Genomic DNA, 11,369 nt, shown 5'->3' with positions numbered 1-11,369 from the left:
AGCAATCTGTCAGTCAAAATTTCAGCGACTGACACACCGCTATCGCGAGCAGGCTCACTCCTACAGGGGATTTGGGTGTTTTCAAGGACAAGACTATGCAAGCCATCAACAACCTCAACCTCGATTCGCTGCTCGACACCCTCGTCAGCCTTAGCGCTGCATTCATCCTCGGTGGCCTGATCGGCTTCGAGCGCCAGTACCGGCAACGCACCGCCGGCCTGCGCACCAACGTCCTGGTCGCCGTCGGCGCGGCGATTTTTGTCGACATGGCCAACCGTCTCGCCGGTGCTGAAGGCGCGGTGCGCGTGGTTGCCTACGTGGTCTCCGGCATCGGCTTTCTTGGCGCCGGCGTGATCATGCGAGAAGAAGGCAACGTACGTGGCCTCAATACCGCCGCGACTCTGTGGACCTCCGCCGCAGTCGGCGCTTGCGCGGGTGCTGATCTGCTCGCCGAAGCCGTGCTCGGCACACTGTTCATTCTGGCCGCCAACACCTTGCTGCGGCCGATCGTCAACAACATCAACCGTCAGCCTTTGGATGTGGTCTCGGCGGAAGTCACCAACATTGTCTACGTCATCGCTCGACGTTCACAGCAAACCGCCGTGTTCGCTTTGCTCGAAGCCGAGCTTGAGCGCAGCAATTACCCGGCCAGTGATGTCGACGTCCATGCCTTCGGTGCCGATGAAATCGAGATCGAAGCCACCCTGGCGACCACTTCGGTGGATGGTGATGAACTGGATGCTCTGGTGGCACGGATCTCGACGTCGGCGCTGGTGGTGCAGGCGTTCTGGAGTCCGAGTACCACCGAATGAGTGGCAACCGTGCTGACGCGCAGGCGAAGGGCCAATTTTTTCGGAAAAGTCCTACAGAAGCTGCCGATCAGGTTGCGTAGTCTTGCCGCACCCGAAAACCTGGCTGCCAAGAGATTGAGCATGATCAATAAAGCCCTGCGTATCCTCATCGCCGACACGCAACACTTTTACCGGATGAAAATCGAGCGGTTGTTCAACGAGCTCGATTACTACCGTGTTGCACCGGTGCAGAGCCTCGCCGAGCTGTTGACACTGGTGGACTACGGTTGCGAACCGTTCGATGTGGTAGTCATCAACGCCGAACTGGCGGGCGGCGCGCTGGATCTGCCGGAATTCCTGCTCGATAACCCGCAGGTGCGTCATGCGTTGGTCTACAAAGTGCCGTCGAAAACGATACAGATGGCCGAGGGCTTTGCCCAAGGCAACCTGCAGATCAGTCATGCGGCATTGCCCAATGCACAGGCGATCATGCATTTGATGGCGTGGGTCGACGGACCTCGGTCGGAGCAGGATGAGGCGGTGCGGCGTCTGGCTTATGCATAGAAAGACACTGGGCGCAACTGTCAGGTCTGACAGGTGATTCACTTCCCGTTACGTGTAACAGTCCCAGCGCAGCCACTGAGTCCGCGTGAGCCTGTGCCAGTGGTCCGTCGTCAGATTTTGCACCGGGAGTGGACATGAGGTCAGCGCTGATCGTCGAGGATCATCCGGTGGTGCGCGCCGCCGTTAAAATCGTGTTGCAGGCCGAAAGCTTCAAACAGATACATGAGGTTTCCACTGGCGAGCAAGTGCTGGAAATGATCCGTGAGCACTCGCCACAGCTGGTGGTGCTGGATCTCAATTTACCGGGGCTCAGTGGCCTGGATGTGATCGTGCGCATCAAAGCCAACTTCCCGGCCTGCCGAATACTGGTGTTCTCACTGCATGCGCCGGAGATCTATCAGGAACGCTGCCTGCGCGCCGGAGCCATGGCTTATGTGACCAAAAGCAATCAATTGCAGCAGCTGCACAAGGCGATCCAGGCGCTGATGGCGGGCTACAGCTATTTCAGCGCGCTGCCTGAAAGCACCAGTACTTTGAACGCTATCCAGCTATCGGAAAAGCAGATGATCGATCAGCTTTCCGATCGTGAGCTGGCCATTTTGCTGCAACTGGCACAAGGCAAAGCCAACAAGACCATTGCCCAGGACATGCACCTGAGCCACAAAACCGTCAGCACCTACAAGACCCGCCTGATGATCAAGCTGGGAATTTTGTCACTGGTGATGCTACGCGAATTTGCCCAACGTAACAGTTTGATTTGAGGATCGGCCATGGAGCTGCGTCGGGTCGTTTTCGCGCTGTTGATGACCCTCGGCGCATCGGCAGGAGCAAACGACGCGCCAGTGATGCTGGAAGTGCTGAGCCGGACCCGCCCGGAAAATATCCAGATACGACTGGATGAACAGGATCGTCAATGGCTGCAGGAGCACCCACTCTTGCGCGTCGGTATTTCAGGGCCCGACTATCCGCCGTTCGAGGTGACGCGCAATCGGCATGAGCTGGAAGGGCTGACGGCTGATTACGCGGATCTGATCGCGCAATTGCTCAACGTGCGAATACAGGTACAACGCTACGCCAACCGGGATGCGGCCATGGCCGCGCTCAAACACGGTGAAGTGGAGCTGCTGGGCACTTCGAACAGTTTTGAGCTTGCTGATCCTGCGTTCATTTTGTCCCGGGCCTACGCCGAAGATCAGCCGATGCTGGTGACCCGACTCGAAGAAACCTTGCCGGTGGATCTTGCGGGCAAGCGCGTGGCCATGGTCGAGGATTATCTGCCGTTGGCGAGTGTGCAGGCGTTCTATCCCGAAGCCAACGTGCAGCGCTACCCGTCGGCGATGGATGCACTCGGCGCCGTGGCGTTTGGCACAGATGACGTTTACCTGGGCGACTTCATCAGTGCCAACTACTTGATCAACACCAATTATCGTAACGATCTGCAGTTGACCGGGCCGGCCGGGCTCGACGCCAATCCGTTCGGTTTTGCGCTGCTGCGTAGCCAGGTGCGCCTCAAGCGTATCGTTGACAAGGCGTTGGCAGTCATCCCCATGGAGCATCGGCAGCGCATCGAACAGCGCTGGAGTGCCGGCCTCGCCGAGATGGCGGAACAATCACGGGTGCAACTCAGTGCCGTCGAGCGGCAATGGCGAGATCAGCATCCAGTGATACGGGTCGGCGGCATTGAAGACTTCGCTCCTCTGACGTTCTTTGACGCGGATGGCCGTTTCAGTGGGCTTTCAGCGCAACTGCTGGCCTTGATCAGCCAGCGTAGCGGGTTGAATTTCGAGATTGTCCGAGGGAACTCGCTGGATCGTCAGATCGAGCAATTGAAGGCCGGGGAACTGGATCTGTTGCCCGTGGTAACGCCCAGCAGTGAGCGCGAAAACGAACTGCAATTTACCCGTGCCTATCTGAATAATCCGTTTGTGCTGGTCAGTGCGGCAACGACGCAGGGTGTGCGCAGTCTCGACGATCTGCAGGGCAAACGCTTGGCGATTTATCGCGGCCATCCATTGCGTGGTTATCTGCAGGAACGCGTCGCGCGCTTACGCATTGTCGACGTCAGAAGTCCCGCCGAGGGCATGGAAATGATTGCCAAGGGGCAGGTCGACGCCACGGTCAGCTCTTTGCTGGTCGCGCGCTTTCTGATCTCGCGTCATTACCGTGATCGTCTGCGCATCGCCAGTACCATCGGCGACCAACCGGCCCGTATCGCGCTGGCCACTGCGCCGCAAGCATCGACGTTGCATTCGATCCTGAACAAGGCGCTGTTGAGCATCGCCCCGCAACAGATGGACGAACTGGTCGAACGCTGGAGCCATGACGTGGTGGTGGATGACAGCTATTGGTTGCGGCATCGCCGTGAGATTGTCTTTGGTTTTGCCGGTGCGGCAGGCTTGCTGATACTGGCGCTGGCGTGGATCGGTTTTCAGCGCTGGCAGATCCGCCAGCGTCAGCAGTGGTTACGGCAATTGCAGCAAGCCAAGGACGCAGCGGACGATGCCAACCGGGCCAAGACCACGTTTCTGGCAACCATGAGCCATGAAATTCGTACCCCGATGAACGCCCTTATCGGCATGCTCGAGCTGGCCTTGAAACGGGCAGAGGAAGGTGTCACCGATCGATTGGCGATTCAGGTAGCCTCCAACGCCGGCCAACAGTTGTTGGCATTGATCGGTGACATTCTCGACATCGCGCGTATCGAGACTGGCCATTTGTCCCTCGCTCCCGAACGGGCCAATCTGCGTGAACTGGTGGTGTCGGTGTGTCGGGTGTTCGAGGGGCTGGCACGGCAGAAACGCTTGCTGTGGCACATCGAACTGGATGCCCATAGCGACGTCGACATATTGATTGATCCGACGCGCTTCAAGCAGGTGCTGTCAAACCTGCTGAGCAACGCGATCAAGTTCACCGAAGAAGGCGAAGTGAGTCTGTGGCTGGTTGTGACGCCAACGTCAGCCGAGCGACTGGCGGTGAAAGTGCTCATCGAAGACAGCGGGATCGGGATCAGCAATGAGGACCGGCAACGGCTGTTCAGTCCGTTCGTGCAGGCGAGCAATAACGTTCGATCGGCGCGCAGCGGTTCCGGTCTGGGCCTGGTGATCAGTCGCAGCCTGTGCGAAATGATGGGCGGCGAATTGCGGCTCGACAGTGAACCGGGTCTCGGGACTCGGGTTGAAATCAGACTCCAGATGCCTCTGCTGCAGGCGTTGTCACACGTTCCGGCCTCCCCGCAAGTACTGGAGACGGTTGGGCATTCACTCAGTGTTCTGGTGGTGGACGATCATCCGGTCAATCGTTTGTTGTTGTGCTGGCAGTTGAGTGAACTGGGGCATCGCACGGTTGACACCGAGGACGGTCATGCCGGGCTGGAGCGGTGGCGGGCACAGGCGTTCGATGTGGTGATCACCGACTGCAACATGCCGCGGCGTAACGGCTACGCGCTCGCGCGGGCCATTCGTGATGAGGAAGCGCAGCGCGCTCGGGCACCTTGCCTGATCCTCGGGTTTACCGCCAACGCGCAAGTGGAGGAGAAGCTTCGCTGCCTCGATGCCGGTATGGATGAGTGCCTGTTCAAACCGATTCGCTTGCACGATCTGCAGCAGGCCTTGAAGGGGGCCAGCCATTGTGACAGTGAAGTTCAGTCGGTCGAGGAGGTCGCCCTGAAGGAGCTCGATCTGAGTACGCTGGAGCAGATGGCTGGCAATGACCATTCGATGATCCAACGCCTGCGTGAAGAAGTATTGAACAGCCTGCACAACGATCTGCAACAACTCGACCAGATGAACCATGAACAAGACCGCTCCGGGCTGCGCGAGTTGGCCCATCACATCAAGGGGGGCGCGCAAATGGTCGGCGCGGCGCGGCTGGTGTCCGCGTGCACGGATCTGGAAGAGGCTTGCCGTGCGACCGAAGCCGTGGCGGTCGTCATGGCGATCAAGACGTTGCGCGATGCCATGCACGGCCTCGCGCAACGTCTTGAGACTTAACGGTTCAATCCCACTGTGGCGCAATGCCTGTTGGACTGGTCAGGCGATAGCCACGATCGAGCGTGGCGATGTGCATCATGTCGGTATCGCTCAGCGTGATTGCGGTGGCGCCGAGGTTGCTGAGCAGGTTGGCGCGCTTGGTCGATGACGGAATAACCGCATAACCCGATTGCATCGCCCAGGCAAGAGTGACTTGCGCCGGGGTGGCCTGCAGGCGCTCGGCGATCTGCTGGATCAGCGGGTCCTTCAGTACTTCGCCGTAAGCGAGGGTCATGTACGAGGTGATGTGAATACCCTGGCTGCGGGCGAACTCGACCACTTGGCGGTTTTGCAGGTACGGATGCAACTCGATCTGGTGGGTCGCGATGTTTTCGGCGCCGACGGCCGCAATGGCCTGTTTCATCAGGTCGATGGTGAAGTTCGAAATGCCGATCTGCCGGGTCAGGCCCAGACGCTTGGCTTCCAGCAATGCGCCCATGAATTCTTCGACCGGCACTTGGTCGTCCGGCGATGGCCAGTGGATGAGCGTCAGGTCGAGGTAATCGGTCTGCAGCTTCTCCAGGCTCTCTTTGAGACTGGCGATCAGACGCTCCCTGGCGAAGTTGGCAATCCAGATCTTGCTGGTGATGAACAGCTCATCGCGGGGGATGCCGCTGGCCGCAATGGCCACACCGACATCGGCTTCGTTTTCGTAGATCTGCGCGGTGTCGATGACCCGGTAGCCGAGCTCCAAGGCGTTGTTCACCGAATCGATGACCACCTGGCCTTGCAGACGAAATGTACCAAGACCGAAAGCGGGAACAGACATGAAAGACTCCAGGGGTTGCAGTGGGAATGGCCAGGAGTATCCGCATCCGGATGGTTGAGAAAAACCGCTGACGGGACAAAGCACTGTTGATCAGAAGTCATGAATCATTTCCAGGATTTGTGTTGTCCGGGCTGGCCTCTTCGCGAGCAAGCTCGCTCCCACATTGGAATGCGTGCTCTTGTGGGAGCGAGCTTTGCTCGCGAAGGGCGCACCACCAATTCAGGCAATATCGCTGTGCGCAAACTCTTCGCCGAGAAAATCGATCAAGGTACGCACCGACGGCAGCAACCCGCGCCGCGACGGAAAGATCGCATGCACCACCCCGCACTTCGGTGCCCAACCGGGAATCAACTCGACCACGCGTCCGGCGGCAATGTCCTCACGCACCACCACACTCGGCAAGTGCGCCACGCCGACCCCGGCAATCACTGCCTGACGCAAGGCGATCAGATCATCAGTGACCAGCCGTGGCGTATGGCGGATCAGCGCCGTGTTGTCATTCGGCCCCAGCAACTCCCACTGATACTCACGCTGCGCCGCGCCCCAGTGCAGGCTCGGCAGTCCGTTGAGATCCGCAGGCGAGGGCGGTGACGACAGGCGTTCGACAAACTGCGGGCTGCCGACCACTGATTGCGTACTGTTGCCGAGCACTTTCATGACCATGTCGGTGTTCTCCAGTGGCGGAAAACGCACTCGCAGCGCAATGTCGAATCCTTCGTGAATCAAATCGACCCGGCGGTTGGTGCTCTCGATGAACAACTCCACCAGCGGGTACTTGAGCATATAGCGCGTGAGCATCGGCCCGACCCACGAATTGAGCAGCGCCGTCGGGCAACTCAGGCGCACCAGGCCTTGTGGTTCGGAACGATTGCGCTCGATCAGCTCGGCGGCGCTTTCGGCCTCGACGCGCATCGCAAGGCAGCGCTGGTAGTAGGCTTGACCGATTTCGGTCAATGAACAGTGGCGACTGGTGCGGTGCAGCAGGCGCACGCCGAGGCGTTCTTCCAGTTCGGAAATCCGTCGGCTGAGCTTTGATTTGGGCATGTCCAGCGCCCGCCCGGCGGCAGCGAAACCATGATGTTCGACTACTTGGGTGAAGTAGTAGAGGGTGTTGAGGTCTTCCACCATCGTTCTCCATATAGAACGCTAAGGCTGATTTTTGCAGTCTAGTGCATTAATGGTCATGGATTTAAGCTTGATCCATCGCATCACTCACCCTATTGGAGACGACCATGAAAAATATCATCGGTATCTACACCAGCCCGCGCGGCCATTGGGTCGGCGATGGTTTCCCGGTTCGCACGCTGTTTTCCTACGACAACCTGGGCAAGCACATCAGCCCATTCCTGCTGCTCGATCACGCCGGCCCTGCCGATTTCACCCCGACCACCGAACGCCGTGGCGTTGGTCAGCATCCGCACCGTGGTTTCGAAACCGTGACTATCGTGTATGAAGGCGAAGTGCAGCACCGCGACTCGACCGGCAGCGGCGGCATCATCGGCCCGGGCGATGTGCAATGGATGACCGCCGCTTCCGGGATCCTCCACGAGGAGTTCCACTCGGAAAACTTCGCCAAGACCGGCGGCAAACTGGAAATGGTCCAGCTGTGGGTCAACCTGCCGGCCAAGGACAAAATGGCCGCGCCGGGCTATCAGACCATTCTCGACAGCGACATCCCGAGCATCGCGCTCAAGGACAACGCGGGCAGCCTTCGGCTGATCGCCGGTGAGTTCGATGGCCACACCGGTCCGTCGCGCACCTTCACACCGATCGACGTGTGGGATCTGCGCCTCAACGCCGGCAAGTTGCTGACGCTGGATCTGCACGAAGGCCGCAATACCGCGTTGGTGGTGTTGAAAGGCTCGGTGCAGGTCAACGGTGTGGAATCGGTGCGCGAAGGGCAGTTGGCGCTGTTCGAACGTGACGGCCATCAGTTGACGCTCGAAGCCAGCCAGGACGCGGTGGTGTTGCTGCTCAGCGGCGAGCCGATCGACGAACCGATCGTCGGCCACGGCCCGTTCGTGATGAACACCGAGCAGGAAATTCACCAGGCGTTCGCCGACTTCCAGTCCGGCCGCTTCGGCCAGATGCACGCTTAACGCACAACCACTCCGCTCTACACAGGACGCGTAGGCCGGTTCGCAGGCCAGGGATGGCTGTTGCCTATAGAAAAGAGGACACGCACATGAACACTGTCAATGCAGCGAACTTCGACGGCCAGAAACCGACCATCGATGCCAACGACGCGGCCATGTTGTTGATCGACCACCAGAGCGGTCTGTTCCAGATCGTCAAGGACATGGACGTGCCGCAACTGCGCGCCAACGCCATCGCACTGGCCAAGGCCGCGACCTTGTTGAAGATGCCGGTGATCACCACCGCCTCCGTGCCGCAAGGGCCGAACGGGCCGTTGATTCCGGAGATTCACGAAGCCGCACCGCATGCGCAATACGTGGCGCGCAAAGGCGAGATCAATGCCTGGGACAACCCGGAGTTTCACGCCGCCGTGAAAGCCACCGGCAAGAAAACCCTGGTGATCGCTGGCACCTTGACCAGCGTTTGCCTGGCGTTCCCGTCGATCGCCGCCGTGCACGAAGGCTACAAGGTGTTCGCCGTGGTCGACGCGTCCGGCAATCACTCGAAACTGGCCACTGATCTGACAGTTGCCCGTTTGGCCCAGGCCGGGGTGGTGCCGATCGACATCATGGCTACGCTTTCCGAGCTGCAAGGCTCGTGGAACCGTCCCGATGCCGAGCAGTGGGCGGCCGTCTACGCCCAGGCCATGCCGCATTATCAATTGCTGATCGAGAGCTACCTCAAGGCTCAGCAAGTCGCGAACGAACACGAAGTGCTGGATTCCCAGCGCTGATTGTTTCATCCACGCCGACCCGACGTCGGCTCAGACAACACGCGAGGATTACTGCAATGACCACTCAATACAAACGTCTGGACAAGAACAACGCTGCGGTACTGCTGGTCGACCATCAGGCCGGGCTGCTGTCGCTGGTGCGTGACATTGAACCGGACAAATTCAAGAACAACGTGCTGGCGCTGGCCGATCTGGCCAAGTACTTCAAACTGCCGACGATCCTCACCACCAGTTTCGAAACCGGCCCCAACGGCCCACTGGTGCCAGAGCTGAAAGCGTTGTTTCCTGAGGCGCCATACATCGCCCGTCCGGGGCAGATCAACGCCTGGGACAACGAAGATTTCGTCAAGGCGATCAAGGCGACTGGCAAGAAGCAGTTGATCATTGCTGGCGTGGTGACCGAGGTCTGCGTGGCATTCCCGGCACTGTCGGCGATAGAGGAAGGTTTTGATGTGTTCGTGGTCACCGATGCCTCGGGCACGTTCAACGAACTGACCCGCGAATCGGCGTGGAATCGCATGTCCTCGGCCGGCGCGCAATTGATGACCTGGTTCGGTCTGGCCTGCGAACTGCATCGCGACTGGCGCAACGACATCGAAGGGTTGGGCACGCTGTTCTCCAACCACATCCCGGACTACCGCAACCTGTTCACCAGCTACAACAGCCTGACTAACGGTAAGTAACCTGGGTCACACTTCAATCTCCCTTGTGGGAGCGAGCTTGTTCGCGAAAGCGGTGGATCAGTCAAAGACGTATTGACTGACACGACGCCTTCGCGAGCAAGCTCGCTCCCACATGGGGTTTATGGTGTTTTTGCGGGGTGGTTCATCCTCTGAAATCAATTGCTCCTACACTTGCTCAATCTGTGCGATCTTCTCGCGATTGGCCCCCGTCGGAGTTGTTTGATGCTGTCTCTGCTCACCGAACATCCGTTGTTCTGCGCGTTGATCCTGATCCTTCTCGATCTCGGTCTGTGGCGTCTGATCAGTTCCCATGGCAGCGAGTGGAAACTGCTGGTGCGGGTGCTGATTTTCACGCTGTTCAGCGTGCTGCTGTTCAACGAAGGCCTCAACCCGATGGAGCCGGCGCCGTGGGCCGACAATGTGCCGCTGCACCTGGCGGCGACCGGGTTGCAGATTGGCTGGTGGCTGTTCGGCGCGCGCACCCTGACGGTGTTGATCGGTGCGGTGATGATGCAACGGGTCGGCCACACCGGGCGGCTGTTGCAGGATCTGCTCGGCGCGGTGATTTTCCTTATCGCGATCATTGCTGCGCTGGCCTATGTGCTGGATCTGCCGGTCAAAGGCGTGCTCGCCACCTCCGGCGCCCTGGCGATTATCGTTGGTCTGGCCTTGCAGAGCACGCTCAGCGACGTGTTTTCCGGGATCGTCCTCAACACCACCAAGCCGTATCAACTGGATGACTGGATTTCCATCGACGGCACCGAAGGCCGGGTCACCGATATCGATTGGCGCGCCACGCGCCTGCAAACCAGTCAGGGCAGCATGGCGGTGATCCCCAACTCGCTGGCGGCCAAGGCCAAGATCATCAACTTCAGTCGGCCGAGCAATATGTTTGGCGTCGCGGTCAGCGTGCAGGTCAGCCCGCATGCGCGGCCCAGTTCGGTGATTGAGGCACTGGAGCGGGCGATGCAGGGCTGCCGGCAATTGCTCGACACACCTGCACCGAGCGTCGCACTGAAAAGCTCCGGCAGCAGCGGTGCGGAATACGAAATCAGCGGGTTCGTGGCGTCGATGGGTGAGAAGCGCGTGGTGCGCAATCAACTGTTTGACCTGGCGTATCGGCACTTGCAGGCGTCCGGGGTCAATCTGTTGTCGAGCGATGAAAGCACTGCGCCGACCAACCTGTCGCGGCCTCGGGCGCTGCTCGACAGTTCGCCAATCTTCTCCACCCTGCGTCAGGAGGAAAAAGACACCTTCAGTCAGAACATGAGCCAGCAAACCTTCCGCGCCGGTGAAGTCATTCTCGCGGGCGGCGAGGTCAGCGATCACCTGTTCATTATCGAGTCCGGCGTGGTTTCGGTGACGTTGAAACGCCACGGTACGCCGTTCGAATCCGGGCGCATGGGGCCGGGGGAAGTGATTGGCGAGGCGGGGATTCTGTCCGATTCCTCGTTGCCGGCGGACTTTTCGGCGAAGACCTTCTGCGTGCTGTACCGCATCGAAAAATCCTACCTCAAGCCGTGCCTCGATGCGCGTCATGACATCCACGACGCGATGCAGACGCTGCTCGATTACCGCTTGCACAAGGCGCAGTCCCTGACCGAGGAAGCGCCGGCGGTGGTACCGAAAAGAGGCTTTCTGCAGTGGCTGCGCAATCGCGCCTGA

10 protein-coding genes are annotated in these 11,369 nt (G+C 59.5%); 8 read left to right on the top strand and 2 right to left on the bottom strand.

The window, feature by feature from the left end:
• Positions 1–95: 95 nt before the first annotated feature.
• From HUW52_RS21540 to HUW52_RS21525, 4 genes are all read left to right on the top strand, one after another.
• On the top strand, positions 96–812 hold the full coding sequence (locus HUW52_RS21540) for an MgtC/SapB family protein (protein ID WP_007913384.1): 717 nt from the start codon (positions 96–98) through the stop codon (positions 810–812).
• 120 nt (positions 813–932) lie between these two features.
• The gene (locus tag HUW52_RS21535) at positions 933–1,355 is read left to right on the top strand and encodes a hypothetical protein (RefSeq protein ID WP_016983527.1); all 423 of its coding nucleotides are present in this window, start codon (positions 933–935) and stop codon (positions 1,353–1,355) included.
• Between the two features lie 134 nt (positions 1,356–1,489).
• Positions 1,490–2,116 (top strand): response regulator transcription factor, encoded by a 627-nt coding sequence (locus tag HUW52_RS21530; RefSeq protein ID WP_016983528.1) that lies wholly within the window; start codon positions 1,490–1,492, stop codon positions 2,114–2,116.
• Between the two features lie 9 nt (positions 2,117–2,125).
• A complete protein-coding gene (locus HUW52_RS21525; RefSeq protein ID WP_175554854.1) occupies positions 2,126–5,344 on the top strand; it encodes a transporter substrate-binding domain-containing protein in 3,219 nt (1,072 codons plus the stop codon).
• Positions 5,345–5,348: 4 nt separating this feature from the next.
• On the opposite strand, the gene dkgB is transcribed toward HUW52_RS21525, so the two are convergent.
• A complete protein-coding gene (gene dkgB / locus HUW52_RS21520; protein ID WP_175554853.1) occupies positions 5,349–6,152 on the bottom strand; it encodes a 2,5-didehydrogluconate reductase DkgB in 804 nt (267 codons plus the stop codon).
• Between the two features lie 219 nt (positions 6,153–6,371).
• On the bottom strand, positions 6,372–7,280 hold the full coding sequence (locus HUW52_RS21515) for a LysR substrate-binding domain-containing protein (RefSeq protein ID WP_175554852.1): 909 nt from the start codon (positions 7,278–7,280) through the stop codon (positions 6,372–6,374).
• Positions 7,281–7,384: 104 nt separating this feature from the next.
• Here HUW52_RS21515 and HUW52_RS21510 point away from each other — a divergent pair, with 104 nt between their 5' ends.
• The 4 genes from HUW52_RS21510 to HUW52_RS21495 all read left to right on the top strand — a co-directional run bounded on the left by HUW52_RS21510 (position 7,385) and on the right by HUW52_RS21495 (position 11,369).
• Positions 7,385–8,251, top strand: a complete 867-nt coding sequence (locus tag HUW52_RS21510) for a pirin family protein (RefSeq protein WP_175554851.1) — start codon at positions 7,385–7,387, stop codon at positions 8,249–8,251.
• A gap of 86 nt (positions 8,252–8,337) precedes the next feature.
• The gene (locus HUW52_RS21505; protein WP_175554850.1) at positions 8,338–9,021 is read left to right on the top strand and encodes an isochorismatase family protein; all 684 of its coding nucleotides are present in this window, start codon (positions 8,338–8,340) and stop codon (positions 9,019–9,021) included.
• Between the two features lie 56 nt (positions 9,022–9,077).
• A complete protein-coding gene (gene ycaC / locus HUW52_RS21500) occupies positions 9,078–9,704 on the top strand; it encodes an isochorismate family cysteine hydrolase YcaC (RefSeq protein WP_175554849.1) in 627 nt (208 codons plus the stop codon).
• A 222-nt stretch (positions 9,705–9,926) separates the two neighbouring features.
• Positions 9,927–11,369 (top strand): mechanosensitive ion channel family protein, encoded by a 1,443-nt coding sequence (locus tag HUW52_RS21495; RefSeq protein ID WP_175554848.1) that lies wholly within the window; start codon positions 9,927–9,929, stop codon positions 11,367–11,369.

Origin of the sequence: Pseudomonas sp. 43A (assembly GCF_013363935.1) — a bacterium.
GTDB lineage: Bacteria > Pseudomonadota > Gammaproteobacteria > Pseudomonadales > Pseudomonadaceae > Aquipseudomonas > Aquipseudomonas crudilactis.
Note: the sequence above shows the minus strand (reverse complement) of the source record. Positions and strands in the feature narration are given on the sequence as shown.

Coding starts and splice junctions, on each gene's coding strand:
- HUW52_RS21525 (WP_175554854.1), top strand. CDS start 2,126: ATGGAGCTGCGTCGGGTCGTTTTCGCGCTGTTGATGACCCTCGGCGCA.
- HUW52_RS21535 (WP_016983527.1), top strand. CDS start 933: ATGATCAATAAAGCCCTGCGTATCCTCATCGCCGACACGCAACACTTT.
- HUW52_RS21540 (WP_007913384.1), top strand. CDS start 96: ATGCAAGCCATCAACAACCTCAACCTCGATTCGCTGCTCGACACCCTC.
- HUW52_RS21510 (WP_175554851.1), top strand. CDS start 7,385: ATGAAAAATATCATCGGTATCTACACCAGCCCGCGCGGCCATTGGGTC.
- HUW52_RS21505 (WP_175554850.1), top strand. CDS start 8,338: ATGAACACTGTCAATGCAGCGAACTTCGACGGCCAGAAACCGACCATC.
- HUW52_RS21515 (WP_175554852.1), bottom strand. CDS start 7,280: ATGGTGGAAGACCTCAACACCCTCTACTACTTCACCCAAGTAGTCGAA.
- HUW52_RS21530 (WP_016983528.1), top strand. CDS start 1,490: ATGAGGTCAGCGCTGATCGTCGAGGATCATCCGGTGGTGCGCGCCGCC.
- HUW52_RS21495 (WP_175554848.1), top strand. CDS start 9,927: ATGCTGTCTCTGCTCACCGAACATCCGTTGTTCTGCGCGTTGATCCTG.
- ycaC (WP_175554849.1), top strand. CDS start 9,078: ATGACCACTCAATACAAACGTCTGGACAAGAACAACGCTGCGGTACTG.
- dkgB (WP_175554853.1), bottom strand. CDS start 6,152: ATGTCTGTTCCCGCTTTCGGTCTTGGTACATTTCGTCTGCAAGGCCAG.